The 20096-nt window shown below is 72.5% G+C and carries 13 protein-coding genes; 9 read left to right on the top strand and 4 right to left on the bottom strand.

Annotation, left to right across the window (positions count from 1 at the left end; translation table 11 throughout):
* Nucleotides 1-43 precede the first annotated feature (43 nt).
* Nucleotides 44-1486: a serine/threonine-protein kinase gene (locus BJ964_RS19330; protein ID WP_188121957.1), complete on the top strand. Its 1443-nt coding sequence runs from the start codon at nucleotides 44-46 to the stop codon at nucleotides 1484-1486.
* 8 nt (nucleotides 1487-1494) lie between these two features.
* Here the strand turns inward: BJ964_RS19330 and BJ964_RS19325 are convergent, their stop codons facing one another.
* Nucleotides 1495-3426, bottom strand: coding sequence for a PAS domain S-box protein (locus tag BJ964_RS19325; RefSeq protein ID WP_229807014.1), 1932 nt, complete (start codon nucleotides 3424-3426; stop codon nucleotides 1495-1497).
* A 43-nt stretch (nucleotides 3427-3469) separates the two neighbouring features.
* Here BJ964_RS19325 and BJ964_RS19320 point away from each other — a divergent pair, with 43 nt between their 5' ends.
* From BJ964_RS19320 to BJ964_RS19295, 6 genes are all read left to right on the top strand, one after another.
* Complete coding sequence (locus BJ964_RS19320) at nucleotides 3470-4447, top strand: 3-oxoacyl-ACP synthase III family protein (RefSeq protein ID WP_188121956.1); 978 nt, start codon at nucleotides 3470-3472, stop codon at nucleotides 4445-4447.
* Nucleotides 4444-5181 (top strand): glycosyltransferase family 2 protein, encoded by a 738-nt coding sequence (locus BJ964_RS19315; protein ID WP_188121955.1) that lies wholly within the window; start codon nucleotides 4444-4446, stop codon nucleotides 5179-5181. The genes BJ964_RS19320 and BJ964_RS19315 overlap by 4 nt, the downstream gene beginning before the upstream one ends.
* Nucleotides 5182-5253: 72 nt before the next feature.
* Nucleotides 5254-6711, top strand: coding sequence for an AMP-binding protein (locus BJ964_RS19310; protein WP_188121954.1), 1458 nt, complete (start codon nucleotides 5254-5256; stop codon nucleotides 6709-6711).
* Nucleotides 6712-6775: 64 nt separating this feature from the next.
* Nucleotides 6776-7534: a glycosyltransferase family 2 protein gene (locus tag BJ964_RS19305; RefSeq protein WP_188121953.1), complete on the top strand. Its 759-nt coding sequence runs from the start codon at nucleotides 6776-6778 to the stop codon at nucleotides 7532-7534.
* A 73-nt stretch (nucleotides 7535-7607) separates the two neighbouring features.
* Entirely contained in the window at nucleotides 7608-8705 is a 1098-nt protein-coding gene (locus BJ964_RS19300; protein ID WP_188121952.1) for a cytochrome P450, read from the top strand.
* Nucleotides 8702-9589, top strand: coding sequence for an NAD-dependent epimerase/dehydratase family protein (locus BJ964_RS19295; RefSeq protein ID WP_229807013.1), 888 nt, complete (start codon nucleotides 8702-8704; stop codon nucleotides 9587-9589). Before BJ964_RS19300 ends, BJ964_RS19295 begins: the two co-directional genes overlap by 4 nt.
* A gap of 70 nt (nucleotides 9590-9659) precedes the next feature.
* Here the strand turns inward: BJ964_RS19295 and BJ964_RS19290 are convergent, their stop codons facing one another.
* The 3 genes from BJ964_RS19290 to BJ964_RS47995 all read right to left on the bottom strand — a co-directional run bounded on the left by BJ964_RS19290 (nucleotide 9660) and on the right by BJ964_RS47995 (nucleotide 16017).
* On the bottom strand, nucleotides 9660-11006 hold the full coding sequence (locus BJ964_RS19290; RefSeq protein WP_188121951.1) for a hypothetical protein: 1347 nt from the start codon (nucleotides 11004-11006) through the stop codon (nucleotides 9660-9662).
* 145 nt (nucleotides 11007-11151) lie between these two features.
* Entirely contained in the window at nucleotides 11152-12900 is a 1749-nt protein-coding gene (ctaD, locus tag BJ964_RS19285; RefSeq protein WP_188121950.1) for an aa3-type cytochrome oxidase subunit I, read from the bottom strand.
* 1062 nt (nucleotides 12901-13962) lie between these two features.
* A complete protein-coding gene (locus tag BJ964_RS47995; RefSeq protein ID WP_229807012.1) occupies nucleotides 13963-16017 on the bottom strand; it encodes a DNA polymerase IV in 2055 nt (684 codons plus the stop codon).
* 834 nt (nucleotides 16018-16851) lie between these two features.
* Here BJ964_RS47995 and BJ964_RS19270 point away from each other — a divergent pair.
* Entirely contained in the window at nucleotides 16852-18990 is a 2139-nt protein-coding gene (locus tag BJ964_RS19270) for a sigma-70 family RNA polymerase sigma factor (RefSeq protein ID WP_188121949.1), read from the top strand.
* 42 nt (nucleotides 18991-19032) lie between these two features.
* Nucleotides 19033-20094, top strand: coding sequence for an AAA family ATPase (locus BJ964_RS19265; RefSeq protein ID WP_188121948.1), 1062 nt, complete (start codon nucleotides 19033-19035; stop codon nucleotides 20092-20094).
* The last annotated feature ends 2 nt before the right edge of the window (nucleotides 20095-20096 follow it).

Here is a 20096-nt window from a genome sequence, read left to right as displayed (position 1 = left end):
TAGCGTCGAGACTGCTTCCGACCAGGCATATCGAGGTGACTGCATGGCGACGGTGGGAGAGGTCGTTGCCGGGCGCTACCGTCTCGTCCGCCCACTCGCCGGTGGCGGCATGAGCCGGGTCTGGCTGGCCACCGACGAGTCCGGCGGCGACGCGGGGCCGGAGTTCGTGGTCGTCAAGCACTGCACCGTCCCGGCCGGGCTGCCACCGGCGCAGCACGAGCTCATCCGCCGCCTGGCCTACCCCGAGGCCGAGGCCGCCGCCCGGGTCGCGCACCCCAGCGTCATCCGCACCCTCGCCGTGCTCCCGTCGTGGGACGGGCCGTGGCTGGTGATGGAGTATTTTCCGTCCCGGTCCCTGCACCAGGTGGTCCGCGAGTCCGGTCCACTGCCACCGGCCCGGGTCGCGGTCATCGGCCTCGCCGTACTGGGCGGGTTGCGGGCCGCCCGCGAGGCCGGGGTGCTGCACCTCGACGTCAAACCCGGCAACGTCCTGATCGGGCTGGACGGCCGGGTGGTGCTCACCGACTTCGGCCCGGCGGTCACCCCGGCCGGGGTGCGGCGGCTCTCCGACGCCGGCGTCATCCTCGGATCCCCGAAGTACATCGCCCCGGAACGCGTCTTCGACCACGTCTCCGACGAGCGGTCCGACCTGTGGTCGCTCGGCGCGACGCTCTACCAGGCGGTCGAGGGCCGGCCGCCGTTCCAGCGGGAGACCACCACCGAGATTCTGCGTGCGGTCGGCGCGGACCGGCCACCGCCGCCACGCCTGGCCGGTCCGCTCACGCCGGTGCTGGCCGGGCTGCTGCGACGGGAACCGGACCGCCGGATGCCGGCGGCCGAGGTGGAGGCCCGCCTCCGGAAGATCGTCGAGGCCGGGCGGGAGCGGTCCCGGTCGCGGTTCCGCCGCCGGGTTCCGGTGATCGCCGCGGCGGTCACCCTGGCCGCCACCCTCACCGCCGTCGCGGCCAACGCCGAGGGCGGAGAGCGCTCGGGTACGCCGTCCGCGGTCCCCACCCGCATCCCCGCCGTCGTGCCGTCGACGCCACCGGCCCCGGACGGTTTCACCTGGTGGATCGACCCGAGCGGGTTCCAGGTGGCGATCCCCGCGAACTGGCGGCCCGGTGAACCCACGGCCGGTGGGCTGTCCTTCACCGGCGGCACCCGGGGCCGGACCGTCCTGGGCATCACCCCGCTCGCCCGTCCGCCCCGCGACGTGGTCGCCTCACTGGAGGACGCCGAGCGTGACGCCGGCCTGGACGGTTACCGCCGCCTGCGCCTCCAGGAACTACCCGAACCGCTCAGCGGCGTCTGGGAGTACACGTTCCGCGCCCCGGACGGCACCGTCATGCGGGCGGTGCGCCGGGTGACCAGCAGCGGCGGCCGGTCCTATGTGATCGAGTGGCGGACACCCCGCTCGTCGTGGGCGTCCGAGCTGGCCCGTTTCACCGTGGTCCTGGCCTCCTTCGGCCCCCGCTCCGGCACCTGAGCGGGGTGTCAGCGGGAGGGGCGGACGGCCGTGGGGACCACCTCGGCGATCTTGTGGAGGAGGTCGTTCGCGGTGAAGGGCTTCTCGATGAAGGCGATGTCGCCGTCGAGCACGTGGGTGGTGCCGAGCAGGCCGTTGCTGTAGCCGGACATGTAGAGGACCGGCAGGTCGGGGTGCGTGCCGTGGATGATCTCGGCGAGCCGGCGGCCGGACATCTCGGGCATGATCACGTCGGTCAGGAGGGCGTCGCAGTCGTGCTGGTGGAAGAGGGCGAGGGCCTGGCGGCCGTCGGTGGCGGTGAGGACGTGGTAGCCGGCGCCGGCCAGGATCCGGGTGACCACCCGGGCCAGGGCGGGCTCGTCCTCGACCACCAGGACGGTCTGGCCGGATCCGGGCGGCGGATCGTCCTGGCGTGATGCCGCGGGGGTGGCCGTGCCGGGGACCCTGACCATCGGCAGGTAGATGCGGAAGGTCGTGCCGACGCCGGGTTCGGAGTAGACGTTGAGGCTGCCGCCGGCCTCCGAGACGATGCCGTAGACGGTGGACAGGCCGAGCCCGGTGCCCTTACCGCGCGGCTTGGTGGTGTAGAAGGGTTCGAAGATGTGCGCCGCCACGTCCGCGGTCATGCCCTCGCCGGTGTCGCTGACCAGCAAGCGGGCGTAGGTTCCGGCGGGCAGCGACGGCTGCATGTCGAGCTCGTCGCCGTCGATGGCGGCGGCGTTGGCCTCCAGTACCAGGGTTCCGCCGTCCGGCATCGCGTCACGGGCGTTGATGGCCAGGTTGAGCAGCACCTGCTGGATCTGGCCGGGGTCGGCGTGCACCACGACCGGCTCGGCGGACGGCACGGTGATCAGGTTGATGTGCTCGCCGATGGTCCGCTCGAGCATGGCCTGGACCTCGGCGAGGGCCGCGTTGAGGTTGACGTCCCGCGGCTGGATGGTGTCGCCGCGGGTGAAGGTGAGCAGCTGGCGGGTCAGGTTGATGGCCCGGTCGGCGGCGCTGCGCACATGCTTGAGGTCGGTCTCCAGCGACTCGTTGCCGGCCGCCTCCTCGACCGCGAAGTCGGTGTAGTTCACGATGATCGCCAGGATGTTGTTGAAGTCGTGCGCCACCCCGCCGGCCAGTTTGCCCAGGCTCTCCATGCGCTGCGCCTGGTGGGTGCGCTCCTCGACGACCCGGCGGCGTTCGGCGGCCTCCTTGACGGCGGTGATGTCCCGGGCCACCACCGAGATGCCGGCCGGCCGGCCGGTACGGTCCCGGATCGCCCCCACGCTCAGCGACACCTCGATCGGTGTGCCGTCCTTGGCGAAGCGCCGCGTCTCGTAGGTGACGCCCCGCTCCCGCTGGTCGATGATCCGGCGCCGGATCTCCGCCTGCTCGACCCCGCCCTCCTCGTCGGCGAGGAGGGCCACCGACCGCCCGGTGATCTCCGCGGCGGGGTAGCCGAAGAGCCGTTCGGCGCCGCCGTTCCACGCGGTGACGATGCCGTCCAGGGTCAGCCCGATGATCGCGTCGTCGGTGTGCTCGACGACCGCCTCCAGGGTGGCCCGGTGCGCGTCCGCCTCGTCGAGCAGCCGCTGCTGGTGCGGGCCGGTGTAGATCGCGCCGCGCAGCGGCGCGTGTCTCTGGCGGACCGTCCAGTAGTACACGCCGACCGCCGCGGTGAACACGTTCCACCAGGCCAGCGCCCAGAGCCAGCCGATCGCCACGGAGTGTTCCTCCCGGTCCAGGTTGGCGAACGCCAGGTACGCGTGCAGCCCGTGCCCAATCGCCGAGGTGAGGAAGATGAGCGCGGTGGCGACCGCGAGCCGGTTGGCGCGCAGTTGACCCGCCCGGGCCAGGGGCACCGCGATGGCCACCGCGATCGCCGCATAGGTGATCATGGTGCCCAGGTTTCCCAGCAGGAAGAGCTGTTCCGGCACGGTCGTCCTATCGGACACTGAACCGTCATGCTGAGCGACCGGCGGCCGCTATGGGGGGACAGTGCGGGTAGGGATCACCGGGGTGGGCGCGCATCTGCCGGAGCGTGAGGTCGGTACCGCCGAGCTCCAGGACGGCATCGGCCGGCTGCCCCGCGGCCTGCTCACCCGGCTCACCGGCATCGAGCGGCGGCGCATCGCGGGCGACGGCGAGTACGCCTCCACCCTCGGCCTGCACGCCGCCCGCGCCGCCCTGGACTCCGCCGAGCTGGACCCGCTCGACATCGACCTGCTGCTGTTCGCCTCGGCCAGCCGGGACATGGTGGAGCCGGCCACCGCGCACATCCTTCAGGACGCCCTCGGCAGCCGGGCGCACGCCCTGGACGTCACGAACGCCTGCAACAGCTTCGTCAACGGCGTCGACCTGGCCCGGTCGATGATCCTGGCCGGGCGGTCCCGGCGGGCGCTCGTGGTGACCGGGGAGACGCCGAGCCGGGTGATGCGGCCGCGGGTGGCGGACATGGCGGAGGCGCGACGGTCGTTCGCCGGGTTCACGTTCGGCGACGCCGGGGCGGCCGTGGTGGTCGAGCCGGTGGATCGTGGCGGCATCCTGGACGTCGACACCGAGACGTTCTCCGAGCACTGGACGGTCGGTGGCATCCCGGGCGGCGGGTCACGGCATCCGCGCGGGGACGAGTACTCGTACTTCACCGGTGACGGGCACAAGCTGCGCGGTGTGTTCGAGAAGATCGGGGCCAGCATCCTGGACCGGGTGCGGGCGCGGACCGGGTTCGAGTTCACCGACTACGCGAAGATCCTGGTGCATCAGGTGACGTTGCCGTACCTGGAGCGGTTCGTCGAGGTGACCGGGGTGCCGCGGGATCGGCTGGAGGTCACCGTCACCTCGCTGGGGAACATGGCCAGCGCCACGCTCGGTGTCCAGTTAAACAGGACATTTCCGTATTTGTCGCCCGGGGATCGGGTGCTGTTCATGGGCCTCGGCGGCGGCGTCAGCATCATGACCATGGTCTGGGAACGATGACCCGCCTCTGGGTCGTGGTGCCCGCCTACAACGAGACCGCCCGGATCAGCGCCACCCTGTACGCCCTCGCCGCCCAGACCGACACGGACTTCACCCTGCTCGTGGTCGACAACGGCTCCACCGACACGACGGTCGAGGCGGTCCGGGCGTTCGCGCCGTGCGCCCCGTTCCCGGTGCACGTGATCGTCGAGCCGGAGAAGGGGGTCGGCTGCGCGGTCGACACCGGGTTCCGGCACGCCATCGGGGGCGGGGCGGTCCTGATCGCGCGTACGGATGCCGACTGCCTGCCCCGGCCCGGTTGGGTGGCGGCGGCCCGGGCCGCACTGGACGGCGGCGCCGGGATGGCGTGCGGCCGGATCACCGCCCGGCATGACGAACACGGTCCGGCCGGGCGGACGGTGTTCGCGCTGCTCGTGACGCTGGCCGCGACGTTCGGGCGGATCCGGCCGGCGCACCGGGGGGACGGGAGCCTGGCGCCGTACCGGATGCACGCCGGGAACAACATGGCGATCACGGCAGCGCTCTACGAGGCCTGCGGGGGGATGCCGCGGCGGCCGTCGCCGACCGACCGGCTCTTCCTCAACCGGGTCCGCCGGACCACCTCATCGATCGTGCACAGCCGGTCGATGGTGGTGGAGAACTCGACCCGGCGGCTGCGCGCGTACGGGGTGCTGCGGACCGCCCGCTGGTATCTCGACCGGGGCAGCGGCCCGCTCTCCCCCGACCCCCGATGAGAACCCGCCCCCGATGAGAACCCGGCCCCGATGAGAACCCGGCCCCGATGAGAACCATGTTGAGGATCCCCCTTGCTCGATGAGCTGAGCGCGGGCCTGCGGGCCGGCGACGACCGGCCCGCACTCGTCGGCCGGGTGACCCGTGGTGATCTGGCCGTGCTGCGGGACCGTTACGCGACCGCCCTGCACGCGCGGGGTCTCACCGTGGGTGACACGCTCGGGATCGCGATCCGTCCGGGGCCGCGGGCGCTGGCCATGGTGCTGGCGGCCTACCGTCTCGGGGTCCGGGTGGCCCTGCTGGATCCGACGGCGGGACCGGATGTGCTCCGGGCGCGTTTGGCGCTCGCCCCGCCCGCGTTGATCATCGCGGATGCCGCGGCGCAGGCGGTGGCGGGCTGGGCGGCCCCGTTGGCGCGGCGAATCGGCCTATCATTGCCTGATTTTTCTGATATGTCGCCGGTAGCGACCGTGGGCCCGCGCCTGCCCGGCAACGCTCCCTCGCTCGTGGTGAAAACGGGTCCCGTCCCCAAGGCCTACGACGGCGACGGCGACGCGGTCATCATCTTCACCTCCGGTACGACCAGCAGCCCCCGGGCCGTGGTGCACACCCGCTCCGGCCTCGGCACCGGCCTGCGCGCCGTACACGACCTGGTCCGGCCGAGCCCGGGGATCCCGGTGCTCGGCGGCACCTTCTTCGTCATGGTCCCGTCGCTGGCCGCCGGAGCGCCGGTCGCCGCGCCGGCCCGCCGCCCACGCGCCCTCGCGAAGCAGGTCACCGGCCTGAAACCGCAGGCCACCTACCTGACGCCGCCGCAGATCCGGGCCGCCCTCGACGCCGGCGTACCGTTCACCGGCCGGGTCTACAGCGGCTCCGCCCCGGTCTCGGCGAACCTGCTCGCCCGGGTCCGCGCGGCCGGCGCCGACGAGGCGTGGGGTGTCTACGCGCTCACCGAGGTCTTCCCCGCGGCGGCGGTCGCGTCCGGCGAGAAGGCCGCCTACGACGGCGACGGCGACCTGGTCGGTGACCTGCTGCCCGGGGTGCGGGCCCGCCTCGACGACACCGGGCAGCTGCTGCTCGCCGGGGCCGGCGTCTGCGACCGCTACCTCGGCGCGGAGCCGCACGAGTGGGTTGCCACCGGGGATGTGGCGGCGGTGACGGGCCGCCGCGTCGTCCTGGCCGGGCGCTGCAAGGACATGATCCTGCGGCGGGCCGAGAACATCTATCCCGGCCTCTACGAGCCGGCCCTGCACGTGCCCGGCGTCGCCCTCGCGGTCCTGGTCGGCGTGCCCGCCGGCGACGGCGACGAACACGTGGTCGCGGTGGTCGAGACGGCGCCGGGCGCCAGCCGCCCCGCGGTCGAGGCCGCGCTGCGCGAGCCGCTCCGCCGGATGGGCGCGGCCCGCCCGGACCACGTGCTCTTCGCGCCGGTCCCGCTGGCCGGCCGCTCCCGCAAACCCGACCGGGGCGCGGCCGCGTCGCTCGCCGCCGGCATTCCACATCAGAGAAAACCTCCTGGGGTACGGGGATGAGCACCCGCTTCCTGCCCGTCCTCGCTTTTCACGGAGCACCGCACGGGTCCACCGAGGACGCCCGGTGAGCGAGCTCGCGGTGATCGTGCCCGCCTTCGACGAGGCCGCCACGATCGGCGTCGTACTGGAGGCGCTCGCCGCCCAGACCGACCGGGACTTCCGGCTGATCGTGGTCGACAACGCGTCCACCGACGGCACCGCCGGGGTGGTCCGCCGGTTCGCGGTGGGCGCGCCGTTCCCGGTGGAGGTGGTCACCGAATCGTCGCCCGGTGCCGGAACCGCGGCCGACACCGGTTTCCGGCACGCCATCGCCACCGGCGCGACACTGCTGGCCCGTACCGACGCCGACTGCCGCCCGGCCCCGAACTGGGTGGCGACCGCCCGCGCCCACCTGACCGCCGGAGCGGAACTGGTCTGCGGGCGCAGCGTCCCCCGCCGCGACGAGAACCCCACCTGGGCGGAACGCCACGTCTTCCCGGCGGCGGTCCGGCTGGCCGCCCTCTACGGCCGCTACCGCAAGGCGCACCGGGATCCGGCGTACCTCACCCCGTACGTCCTGATCCACGGACACAACCTGGCCGTGACCGCCGACCTCTACCAGCGCTGCGGCGGCACCGCCCGGGAACGCCTGGAGGACGGGTCCGAGGACGTCACCATGCTCAACCGCGCCCGCCGCGAGACCAGCCGCATCGTCCGGGCCGAGAACGTGGTCGTCGAGGCCAGCCTGCGCCGCCTGCGCGCGTGGGGCGCCCGGCGCACCCTCCTCTGGTACTGGGACCGCCGCTGGCGCCCACCCACCTCGACGGAGGTCCACGTCCGATGAGCGAGCTTGCGAGCGAATCATTCAGCTCAGTCATGAACTCATTGCGACGCCGGAGCGCAGCGGAGGTGGCGCGATGAGCGGCGCCGACCTCGGGCAGCGGCGGGCGCGGCGCCGGGACCGGATGGTCTATCTGCGCGCCCACCCGGTGCTGTTCACGCTGCTCGCGGCCACCCGGCGCCGGGCGGCGCTCCGGCTCGGCGGGACGGTGATCGCCAACTCCCCCACGGCCTACCTGGACGGTCTCACCCGCGTCCCGCTGGACCGGACCGCGGAGGGCACCACGGGCGGGGCGGCCGGGCGGCTGGCCGGCGGCGGCCTGCTGTTCGACCAGGAGGGCGACGACCACCGAGGCTCCCGCCGCTCCCTCGCCGAGTCGCTCGGCGCGGACGGGGTGGACCGGCTGCGCCCGATCTGGCTCGCGGTCCTCGAACGCCGCCTGGCCCCACTCGCCGACGGCCGGACGATCGACCTGGTGGACGTGGCCGCCGAACTCTCCGGCACCACGGCGGCCGCCCTGCTCGGCGTCGACGTGGACGGCCGCGACCTCGCCGCGGCGGCCCGCACCGCCGCCGCGGCCGCCGCCCGCGAACACCTGCCCGGCCTCACCCTCCCGCACCACCGCCGGGCCGCCCACCGCGCCGCGGCCCGCCTGAACGCCCTGCTCACCCCAGCCGGCTCGCCTCCCGGGGACGGGCTGGCGGCGATGCTGGCGGTGGCCGCGATCAACACGACCGTCGCCGGGGTGCCGCGCGCGGTGGCCTGGTGCGCCGACGCGGATCTCTGGGCGTACGCCGGGTCCGCCCCCGGGGCCCTGACCGCCGAACTGCTGCGGGTGACCGCGGCGACCCCGCTGCTGCCCCGGGTCGCGGCGGCCGGCGGTGTCGTCGGCGGCTGCCCGGTCGATGCCGGTGACCGGCTGATCCTGGTGGCGCGGCACGCGGCCGGCGCACACCACCGCGACCCCGATCCCACCGACCCGGCGCCGTCCCGGATCGCCCAGCTGGTCTTCGGCGCCGGTCCGCACGCCTGCCCCGGCGCGCGCCTGGCCCGGCTCCAGCTCACCGACACCCTCACGGCGCTGGCCCGCTACCGCCCCGAGGTACGGGCGGCCCGCGCCGACCGCCGCAGCGCCCTGCCCAGCTGGTCCAGCCTGATCGTGGCGGCCCGGTGACGGCGCGGATCGCGGTCACCGGGGCGAGCGGGTTCTGCGGGGGTGTGGTGGCTCGTACGGCCGCCGCGGCGGGGGCCGATGTGGTCTGTCTCGGGCGACGGCCCGGCCCGGTGGGGGAATTCCGGTATTGGGATGCTTCCCGCCGTACCCCGCCCGATCTGACCGGGACCGACGTCGTGCTGCATCTCGCCGCCGCCGTGGGTGACCCGCCGCCCGGCCGCGTCGCCGAAGCCGCCTTCCGGGCGGTGAACGTGGACGGCGCGGCCCGTCTCCTCGCGGCCGCCGGGACGCGGACGGTCGTGTGGGTGAGCAGCGCGAGCGTCTACGCCCCGGCCGGACCGGAACCGATCCGCGAGGACCATCCGCTGGCCGGGACGACCGCCTACGGCCGGACCAAGGCGGCCGGAGAACGCCTCGCCCTGGCGGCCGGCGCGGTGGTCCTGCGGCCCCGGGCCGTCTACGGTCACGGCGACCCGCACCTGCTGCCGCGGCTGCGGCGCGTGGTGCGCGGCGGGCGGGCGCTGCTCCCCGGCCCGGACGTCCCGCTCAGCCTGACCGCGGTGGAGAACCTGGCCGACGCCTGCCTGGCCGCCGCCGGCTGGCCCTCGGCGGCCTACAACATCGCGGACGCCGGGCCCTATCAGCGCGACCGGGTCGTCGAGGCGGTCTGCGGCGTCCGCGTCCGCCATCTGCCGATCCCCGTGGCGACCGCCGCCGCGACCATGGCGACCACCCTGGCCCGCGTCACCCGGCGGCCACCGGTGCTGACCCGCTACGCCGTGGAACAGCTCACCAACGCGGTGATCCTGGACGTCGGCCGGGCCCGGGCCCAGGGCTGGACCCCGCGCCGCACCCTGGCGGACTTCCTCAGGGAGGTGCGCTGACCGCGGCGCCTCAGTCGCGGCGGCCACGGCGCTCCGGTCGCGGCGCGTCGTTTGCGGCGGCCACGGCGCCTCAGTTGCGGCGGCCACGGCGGCCGAGGAGCAGGGCCAGCAGTCCACCGAGGACGAGGGCCGCGCCGCCGAAGCCGTACGCCGTCACGTCGGTGCCGGTCAGGGCGAGCTGGCCGTCACGCGTACCCCCGGAAGGCGAGACCGAAGCCGAAGGCGAGGCGGCGGGCGAAGGCGCGGCCGGAACCCGGCCGACCGGCTGCACCGCGGCGGGCGTGGGGGAGGTACGGCCGCGCGGGTGCTCGCCGTAGGGCTTGTCGTCGTGCACGACGGCCGGCGCGCAGGCCGCCGCGGACAGGTATCCGAGCGTCACGTCCAGCACGTGCACCTGGCCGAGCTTGACCTCGACCCGGACGCTGGCCGCCTCGGCGCGTACCTGTCGTCCGTTGATCTGCTGCTTCAGGTCACCGAGGGAGACCCGGACCTGGAGCGACGCCGGGCTGCGCTCCTCGATCCCGCCGAGCAGGTCGAGCGAGACCGCCGTGCCGACGTCCTTGAGCACGTGCGCCGATTCGCCGGCCGCGGTCACCGAGAGCACCGCCGGCTTGTAGGTGACCTTGGAGTCGGCCCGGTCGCCGCCCGCGATCACCTCGAGCCGGGGCTGGTTGATCACCTTGATCGAGATCTCCTGCGGGGTGCCGGCGAACAGGCTCAGGTCGCTGAGCGCGGCGCCGGCCGCGGAGCGTACGCCGATCCGGCCCCTCCCCACCCGCACGAGGTCCGTGGCGGTCTGGGTGGATCCGCTCGGCCCGACCCGCAGCAGCCCGGTCCGGCGCCGGTCGGCGAGGATGGCCGGGACCGGCCCGGTGCCGTCCAGCAGCGACAGCCCGGCGAGCATGACGGCCGACCTGGTCAGCGGCCCGGTCCGGCCGCACTGGTATCCCCGCTCCCAGGTCGCCTGGGCGGTGGCCTTGCCGGCTTTCACCGTGGCGAGCCCGGCCGCCTGGAACTGGGCCAGCTCGGCGGTGACCGGACCGGGCTGCCTCGACGGGGCCATGTGCTGCGCCCCGGTGCCGCCACCCGGGATGCCCAGCAGCTTGGCGTCGGCGTGCCGGCCTCCGGCAACCGTCTTGAACGGCCGGCCCGCGCTGTTCACGGTGCCGTCGGACACCGCGAGCCGGACGTCGGCGAGGGCGGGCAGGCCCCGCACCAGCGGGCCCGGGTCGAGCACCGTGATCTTGGCGAGCCCGGCCTCGGCCCGGGCGGTGAAGTCGCCGATATGGCAGCCCTCGGGGGCGGGCGTCGCGGGGGTCGCGGCCGCCGGCGTCACGGGGAGGACGAGCGCGGCCGCCATTCCGGCCGCGGCCACGGTGAGGTGGGCGGGACGGGACGAGGAACGGGCGATCGGCATGAGATCCCTTCCGACTGGGGTGAGTTGTCGGATCTCTCATCGCCTGTGACGGTTTGCGGGCTACGGGGCTTAAGCGCAGAAAGCACCATTCGCACGTACCGTCTTGTCCGAAATTTCCGGATACATGGTTGTTAACCCGTGTATCTCAACGATCGGTACGGTCCTCCGGATAGGTCGCTCCTCCGGTGGATTCCTCGGTGAACGGGCGCGCCCCGCCCTCCGGCGGCCCGGCGACGGACTGCCCAGCGGCCGCAAGCTCGGGAAACTTGTGATCGAACGCGGGCCGCTCGGACCGGATCCGCGGCATCCGGTCGAAGTTGCGCAGCGGCGGCGGGCTCGACGTCGCCCACTCGAGCGAGTTCCCATGCCCCCACGGATCATCGACGGTCACCACCTCGCCCGCCCGGTACGACAGCCACACGTTGTAGATGAACGGCAATGTGGCGGCCCCGAGCACGAACGATCCCACCGTCGAGACCATGTTCAGCGTGGTGAAACCGTCGCCGGGCAGGTAGTCCGAATACCGCCGGGGCATGCCCTCGTTGCCGAGCCAGTGCTGCACCAGGAAGGTGGTGTGGAAGCCGACGAAGGTGAGCCAGAAGTGCACCTTCCCCAGCTTCTCGTCGAGCATCCGGCCGAACATCTTCGGGAACCAGAAATAGATGCCGGAGAAGACCGCGAAAACGATCGTCCCGAACAGCACGTAATGGAAGTGCGCCACCACGAAATAGCTGTCGGTCACGTGGAAGTCGACCGGCGGCGACGCCAGCAGCACCCCGGTCAGGCCGCCGAGCAGGAACGTCACCATGAACCCCACGGCGAACAGCATCGGCGTCTCGAAGGTGAGCTGCCCACGCCACATCGTCCCGATCCAGACGAAGAACTTCATTCCGGTCGGGATCGCGATCAGATAGCTGAGCAGGCTGAAGAACGGCAGCAGCACCTGACCGGTGGCGAACATGTGGTGCGCCCACACGCTCATCGACAGCATGGTGATCAGGATCGTGGCGGCGACCAGGGTCTTGTACCCGAACACCGGCTTACGGCTGAACACCGGAATGACCTCGGTGATGATGCCGAAGAACGGCAGCGCGATGATGTAGACCTCGGGATGGCCGAAGAACCAGAACAGGTGCTGCCACAGCAGCGGCCCGCCGGTCCCCACGTTGAAGACCTGCGCACCCAGTATCCGGTCGGCGGCGAGCGCGAAGAGGGCCGCCGCCAGGAACGGGAAGACCAGCACCACCAGTACGCTCGTGAGCAGGATGTTCCACGTCATGATCGGCATCCGGAACATGGTCATCCCGGGCGCCCGCAGGCACAGGATCGTGGTGATCATGTTGACCGCGCCGAGGATCGTGCCGACACCGGAGATCGCCAGCCCGACCACCCACATGTTCCCGCCCACGCCCGGCGAGTGCGCCGCCGTGCTCAGCGGGGCGTAAGCGGTCCACCCGAAGTCCGCGGCCCCGCCCGGCACCAGAAACCCGGCGAACGCGATCATCCCGCCGAAGAAGTACAACCAGTACGCGAACGAGTTGAGCCGCGGAAACGCCACATCCGGCGCCCCGATCTGGATCGGCACCACGAAGTTGGCGAAGGCGAACACGATCGGCGTCGCGAAGAACAGCAGCATGATCGTGCCGTGCATGGTGAACAGCTGGTTGTACTGTTCCGGCGACAGGATCTGCATGCCCGGCCGGCCCAGCTCGGCACGCATCAGCAACGCCATCAGCCCGCCCAGCACGAACCACACCATGGCCGTGGCCATGTACATGATGCCGATCTGCTTGGCATCGGTGGTGCGGATCGTCCGGGCCAGCCAGGAACCCCTGACCTCACGTCGCACCGGCCACGGCCGCGCCTGCACGGTACGAGGGGAAACTGCGGTCATATGGATTGCCCTCCCTGGACCGTTCGTACTCCCCGGCGACCTGGTTGCCAAGCCGCGCCACATCCATCAGTACGGATCAACCCCTGGGCCGTGCATCATCCGCACAACCCGGCGGTCGCCATCGCCCATGCGGCGTACCCGTCGATCCCCAGTCCACACCCTTCCGCCGCCTCCAGGAGCCGTTTCAACTCCGTTGACCCCCTGCCTCGCCCTCACAGCCAGCCGCCGGCGCGGAAGCCGTCTCAACGCCTTCCAAAAAGATCCGGCCGGCCCCGAGCGCTGTCTGGACAACCTTCGAACAGCCCTCACCACCCAGCCAGGGAGATCCAGCCGGCCGCGGACGTTGCCTCGCCCCCCCCTCGCAGCCAGGCACGAAGATCCAGCCGGCCGCGGACGTTGCCTCGGCCCCCTCGCGGCCAGGCACGAAGATCCAGCCCTCTTGGATCTTGAACGCCCAGCCACCCCACCCAGGGGACAAACGTCCAACATCAACAAGCCAAGCCGCAAGCGAAGGTCCCCACCCAGCACTCCCCCGGATCTTGGACGGTCGACCACCGCATCCGGCGGCAAGGCGTCCAAGATCCGCAAACAGCGGGTTGAGCAGGGACGAAGGCGCACACCCCGGCGCTACTCGCACCTCGACGATCGGCCACCCAGCCGGACCGCAAGCACCCAAGAACCGCAAGCCAAGCGGAAGCCGAAGGCGCCCACCTCAGCGCTTTCCCGGATCTTGGACGACTAGCCACCGCTTCCAGGGGATCAACGTCCAAGATCCGCGGAGCAGGCAGCAGGCGGAGGCGCCCCGCCCCGACATCCCCCAGATCTTGGACGTTTTACCACCGCGTCCGGCGGCAGGACGTCCAAGATCCGCGAACAGCGGGGTAAAGAGGGGACGGAGGCGCTTACCTCGGCGCTCCCCCGTACCTCGACGATCGGCCATCCGCCGGACCGCAAACCCCCCAAGAACCGCAACCAAGCGGCCAGCGACGGCCCCGCACCAACCCCCCAGATCTTGGACGATCAACTACCGCCGCCGGGGGACAAACGTCCAAGATCTGCGGGTCAAGGGGTGGGTGGAAGGGTCCAGTCGGGTGGGTCGGCGGGATGCAGATGCGGATCGTCGACGGCGAAGGTGCGGACCGGGCCTGGGTGCGTGTGCGGGCCTTCGAAGCGGACGGTGACCCGGCCCAGGCCGCTTCCCCACACCCAGCCCGTCCCATGATCGTCGTGCCGCACATCCTGGCCGGGTCGCCAGACGGGTGCTGGGGCCGCTACATCGCCCGGGGTGGTGGTGTGGTCATCGACGGCAGCGCCGGCGTCGGCAGGAAGGTCGGCCACACCAGGGAAGTGGGCGGGTGGAGACCCGGCGGAAGCTGGATCCGTCACTGCCGCCGGAGCGTCGGGCGCGGATGCCATCGAATCAGCGAGGCCGGCGGAGGAGTAGCCAGAAAACTCGCCCGGACGGGTTGCGGGTGAACCGGCAACAGACTCACCGGGACGGATTGCGGATGAGCCGGCAACGGACTCACCAGACGGATCAGCGAACGAGAGAGAAGCGGGCCCGGCCACAGGTTGATCAACAGAGCTGGCACCGGTTTGAGCGACAGACCCGAAAGCAGGGTGCGCAACAGGCCCGGCAGCCGCTTGAACAGCGGAACCAACAGCAGACTCATCGCCGTCCTGGCCGGTGAAACCGGCTGCGGAGTGAGCGAAGGAATCAGTATCAGGATGAGCAGCGGAACCGGCAGCGGGCCCAGCAACGGAAGCGGCGGCGGGGTGAGCAGCGGAACCAGCAACGGAACCGGCAGCAGGGTGAGCAGCGGAACCGGAACCGGCAGCGGGCCCAGCAGCGGAAGCGGCGGCGGGGTGAGCAGCGGAACCGGCAACAGAAGCGGAAGCGGAACCGGCAGCGGGCCCAGCAACGGAAGCGGCGGCGGGGTGAGCAGCGGCAGCGGAACCGGCAGCGGGGTGAGCAGCGGCGCCGGGTGGGAGATGAGTGACAGGGGCTGCGGGCGGGGGAATGGGTGGGTTGGGGAGCATGGCGGCCGCGGAGAAGAGGTCGTCCTGGGCGAAGTCGGCCAGGGTGGAGACGCCTACGCCGAGGAGGCGGACGCCGCCTGAGGTGTTTACCTCGGCCAGGAGGCGGCGGGCCAGCTGGGCCAGCAGGCGGCCGTCGTCTGTGGGCTGGTCTCGGGTGAAGGCGCGGGTCACCGTGGTGAAATCCGGGGAACGGACCTTGATGTTGACGGTACGGCCGGTCAGGCCGCTGCTGCGGAGGCGGCCGGCGACGCGGGCGGAGAGCAGGTCGAGTTCGCGGTTGAGCTGGGCCGGATCGGTGAGGTCGACGTCGAAGGTCTCCTCGGCGGAGACCGACTTGGCCTCGCGCTCGCTGATCACCGGGCGGCTGTCGTCGCCGCGGGCCAGGCGGTAGAGGCCCGTCCCGTGGGCGTTGCCGAACCAGTCGACCAGGTCGTCCAGCGCGACGGTGGCCAGGTCGCCGATGGTACGGACGCCGGAGCGGTGCAGGCGCTGCTCGGTGGCCGGGCCGACGCCGCCGAGGCGGTTGACCGGCAGCGGATGTAGGAAGGCCAGTTCCTCGCCGGGGGCTACGACGGTCAGCCCGTCCGGCTTGTGCAGGTCGGAGCCGATCTTGGCGAGGAGTTTGCTGGAGGCGGCACCGATCGAACCGGTGACGCCGCCGGTGGCCTCGGCGATCTCCGCCTTCAGCCGGAGGGCGAGCGCGGTCACCCCGGACGTGCTGAGGTCGTGGTCGGCGGCGGCCAAGTCGACATACGCCTCGTCGATGGACACCTGCTCGACCAGCGGGGACACGTGTCGGAGCAGGCCCATGACGACGGTGCTGGTCTTCTTGTAGGCCGCGAACCGTGGCGACAGATACGCCGTGCCGGGTGGGCAGAGCCGTCGGGCCTGGGCCATCGGCATGGCGGAGCGGGCGCCGAAGGCCCTGGCCTCATACGACGCGGTGGCCACCACGCCACGCCCGGCCACGCCGCCGACGATCACCGGGCGCCCGCGCAGCGAGACCTTGTCGCGCTGCTCGACCGCGGCGAACATCGCGTCGAGGTCGACGTGCAGGATGCTCGGCTCCGCCCTCACGATCGCAGACTATGCGCCGGGTACGACATTCCCGCCGAGCCCCGGGCGAAAGAGCCCGCCCCCGAGGAAGGCCCCGCCCCGACGACGGAACCCGGCCTCGCGGAGCAGGCGCCCCGCAGAAGGGATACGGCCGAACGGGTAAGGGCTTCCGGCGGTGAAGGCCGTAGCCGAGGTGGAGGCGGTGGCCGCGGTACGGCGGCAGCCGCGGCGGGGCGGTGTGGCGGCCGCGGTACGGCGGCGGCATCGGTACGGCGGTACAGCGGGGACGACGGGGACGGCGGCCGCAGTGGGCAGCGGCCGCGGGAGACGACGGGGACGCGGGGTACGGGGACGGAGGGACGACGGGGGACGACAGGGAGGGCGGGGCGGCGGCGCAGTGGGGCAGCGGCCGCGGCGGGCGGTGGGCAGCGGCCGCAGTGGGCGGTGGCCGCGGCGGGCGGCGGGACGTGGCGGGCGGCGGGACGTGGCCGCGGTGAGCGGTGGCCGCGGTGAGCGGTGGCCGCGGTGAGCGGTGGCCGCGGCGGGCGGCGGGACGTGATCGCGCCGCCGGGTGCTGCCACGGCGAGTGCCGCGGGGAGCGGGCGCCGGGCATGGGGATCTCCTGTCTGCCGGCTTCGGGGGAAGGTGGCGGAGAGTAGATGCCCCAGCATGGGAGCGGTACCAAAACTCGCGGGACCGAGCTTTACAGGTTCCGAAAAGCTGTGCCACGATACGGCTCGATTACGAATCGACGAACATTGTTGCAGCTAGCAGGCACGAACCCGGCCGACGGCAGCCACAGGCTTCGATATTTGAAGGTCTTCGGAGGGCCACTTCGACGAAGGAAGCGGGACGGTGACGGAGAGTCATACCGCGTTCGCCCAGGACATCGCGGCCCTGGTTCGTGATGCCCAGCGGGGCCGTGCCGCCTCCCGTGACCAGCTGATCACCGGTCACCTTTCGCTGATCTACAACATCATCGGCCGGGCGCTGAACGGGCATCCGGATGTCGATGATCTGGTGCAGGACACCATGCTCCAGGCCATCAACGGGCTCGGATCCCTCCGCGATCCCGACCGTTTCAGATCATGGCTGGTGGCGATCGCGTACCGCCGTGTCCAGATGCATCTGCGCTCCCGCAAGATGACTCTGAGGCGCCGCCATCCGGAGCCGGTGGACGTGCCGGACCCGGTCGGCGATTTCGCCGAGCGCGCCACCGCCGAGCTGGTGGTGGCCGAGCAGCGGCGGGAGCTGGCGGAGGCGACCCGCTGGCTGGAGGACCGGGACCGGGAGCTGCTGGGGCTGTGGTGGCAGGAGGCCCGCGGCGACCTGACCCGGGCCGAGCTGGCGGCCGCCCTGGAGCTGAACCCGAAGCACGCCGCGGTGAAGGTGCAGCGGATGAAGGCGCAGCTCGACCTTTCCCGCGGGGTGGTCCGCGCGCTGCGTGCGAAGCCGATCTGCCCGGAGTTGCAGCAGACGATCCGGTTCTGGGACGGCAGCGCCGATTCGGTGTGGCGCAAGCGCCTGGCCCGGCACGTACGGGACTGCCCGAAGTGCCGCGTCCACCAGAGCGGAATGGTCTCGCCGGAGCGGTTGCTGCTGGGCATCGCGGCGCTGCCGGTGCCGGTGGCGCTGTGGGCCGGGATCCAGGCCGCGGCGACGGGTGGCGCGGCGGTCGCGCCGTCCGCGCTGTCCGGTTTCTCGCTGGTCGCCCACGTGCAGTCGCTGGCCTCGCACAAGAGCCTGGCGGCGGCCGCGGTGGCGGCCACCGTCGCGGTCGGGGGCGGTCTGACGTACGCCGTGGTCTACGAGCCGGAGAAGCCCGCCGCCATCGGCCCGTCGCTGACCGTCACCGCCGGCCCGGCGGCGACCACCCCGTCGCGGCCCGCCGCCACGGCCGGCTCGAAAGCGCCGTCGGCCACGGCCGGCGCGACCGCCACCACGCGGCCGGTCGCGGGGCTGGGTGTGCCGAAGGCGGACATCTATGTGGCGCCGGGCGGATCGGACGACGGCGACGGCAGCCTGGCCCGCCCGTACGCCTCGATCGCGAAGGCCGTGGCGGTGGTGAAGCCGGGTTGGACGATCGCGTTGCGCGGCGGCGTCCACCGCCCGACGAGCCCGATATCGATCAGCACGAGCGGCACCGCGGAGAAGCGGGTGACGATCAGCGGGTACGCCGGCGAGCGGGCCGTCATCGACGCCTCGGCGATCCCGGCCGGCCAGTGGGCGATCACCCAGCAGTCGTCGTACTGGACGATGCGGGACCTGGAGATCACCGGCGCGCGGGACGCCGCCTACACCTGCCGGTCCTGCACGAACAACGTCTACCTGCGCCTGTCGGTGCACGACAACGCCGGCACCGGGATGATGCTGCGGGACGCCGGGACGGCCGCGAACCAGGTGCTGGACAGCGACTTCTCCGCGAACCGGGGTTCCGGGCTGGCGGTGCAGTTCGGCGACGGCGACGGCAACCAGCTGCGCGGCAACCGGTCGTTCCGCAACGGTGGCGACGGGATCAACCTGGGGGCGTTCGGCAGCCGGGTGTCGGTGCAGTACAACTGGTCGTACGCCAATGGGGCGAACGGTTTCGCGGTGGGCGGCGGCACCCCGGCGGTGAGCGCGGCGCACCAGGTCCGGCACAACGCCGCCTGGGGCAACGACGGTCACGGCTTCGTCGACGAGGGCAACACCGGGGCGATCGAGCTGGGCAACAACACCGCGTTCCGGAACACCGGGCTGGGCTTTTCGATGTCCACCGCCGCGGCCGTGCTGCGCAACAACGCGGCGATCGGCAACGACCGGGGCGAGCAGGCGCTGTCGGCGACCGCCAAGCCGACCGGCAACAGCTGGCAGGTGTCCGGTTTCTCCGAGGCGACGTTCCGGTCGGTGGATCCGGCGGCCGCCGAGGGCGCCCGGACGGCGGCCGCGAAGCTGCCCGGCACCGACTATCTGAGCACCGGCAACGGCGTCGGGGCTTCGATGAGCGGCTCGTAATTCGCGTGCCCGGCCGGGTCCGGCCGGGCCAGACTGTCCGCCATGCACTCCGCGATCACGGTCACTCCCGCCCAGCTGCCCGGCCTGCTGCTCCACGTGGCCGTCGTGCGGCCGGTCTTCCTGTGGGGCGCGCCCGGGATCGGCAAGAGCTCGCTGGTCCGTGACTTCGCGGCCGCGCTGGGCCTGGAGTGCGTCACCCTGGTCGGCACCCAGTTGGCCGCCGAGGACCTGATCGGTGTGCCGGAGCTGCGGGACGGGCGCAGCCGGTTCGCGCCGCCCGAGTCGATCGCCCGCGACCAGCCGTACTGTCTGTTCCTGGACGAGCTGAACGCGTCGAGCCCGGAGGTGCAGAAGGCGTTCTACTCGCTGATCCTGGACCGCCGGATCGGCGACTTCGAGCTGCCGGCCGGGTCGATCGTGATCGGCGCGGGCAACCGTTCGAGCGACAACGCGCTGGCCCGCCCGATGGCGTCGGCGCTGGTCAACCGTCTGATCCACGTACATCTGCGGGCTTCCTGGACGGACTGGCACCGGTGGGCGACGGGCGCGGGCATCCACCCGTGGGTGACCGGCTATCTGACCGAGCGCCCGGATCACCTGTGGTCCGCCCCGCCCAAGGTGGAGGAGGCGTTCTCCACCCCGCGCAGCTGGCACATGCTCTCCGACGCCCTGCACTCCTACGGCGACGGCATCGGCGAGGAGATGCTCACCCTGCTCGCGGCGGGCACGCTCAGCCCGGCGCACGCCACCGCCTTCGGCGGATACGTCAAGATCATCAAGCATCGGTACGGGCTGGACGCGATCGTCCGCGGCGATGTCGGATGGCCGTCCGCGCCGTCCGACCGGGACCTGCTCTACTTCCTCGCCGAGGCGTTCCGGGCCCGGTTGATCAAGGACCTGCCGGCCAACAAGACGCACGTGTCCGCCAATGTGCGCCAGTTCGCGCACCGGGCCAAGGCGATGCTTGTCGAGCTGGCCGAGCTGTCGCTGGAGTGCGGCCGCCTGGTGATCGCGCCGGACGCCGACGGCGGCCCGGTGCTGCCCGGCTGGTTCCTCGTCGAGGTGAGCCGCGACCTGCCGCGCCTGGTCGCGGCCCGCGCGTAGCC

It is taken from the genome of Actinoplanes lobatus (assembly GCF_014205215.1).
Taxonomy (GTDB): domain Bacteria; phylum Actinomycetota; class Actinomycetes; order Mycobacteriales; family Micromonosporaceae; genus Actinoplanes; species Actinoplanes lobatus.
Note: the sequence above shows the minus strand (reverse complement) of the source record. Positions and strands in the feature narration are given on the sequence as shown.

Excerpts from the sequence above, each read along its gene's own strand:
- BJ964_RS19330 (WP_188121957.1), top strand. The coding sequence starts at position 44 with ATGGCGACGGTGGGAGAGGTCGTTGCCGGGCGCTACCGTCTCGTCCGC.
- BJ964_RS19315 (WP_188121955.1), top strand. The coding sequence starts at position 4,444 with ATGACCCGCCTCTGGGTCGTGGTGCCCGCCTACAACGAGACCGCCCGG.
- BJ964_RS19300 (WP_188121952.1), top strand. The coding sequence starts at position 7,608 with ATGAGCGGCGCCGACCTCGGGCAGCGGCGGGCGCGGCGCCGGGACCGG.
- BJ964_RS19290 (WP_188121951.1), bottom strand. The coding sequence starts at position 11,006 with ATGCCGATCGCCCGTTCCTCGTCCCGTCCCGCCCACCTCACCGTGGCC.
- ctaD (WP_188121950.1), bottom strand. The coding sequence starts at position 12,900 with ATGACCGCAGTTTCCCCTCGTACCGTGCAGGCGCGGCCGTGGCCGGTG.
- BJ964_RS19265 (WP_188121948.1), top strand. The coding sequence starts at position 19,033 with ATGCACTCCGCGATCACGGTCACTCCCGCCCAGCTGCCCGGCCTGCTG.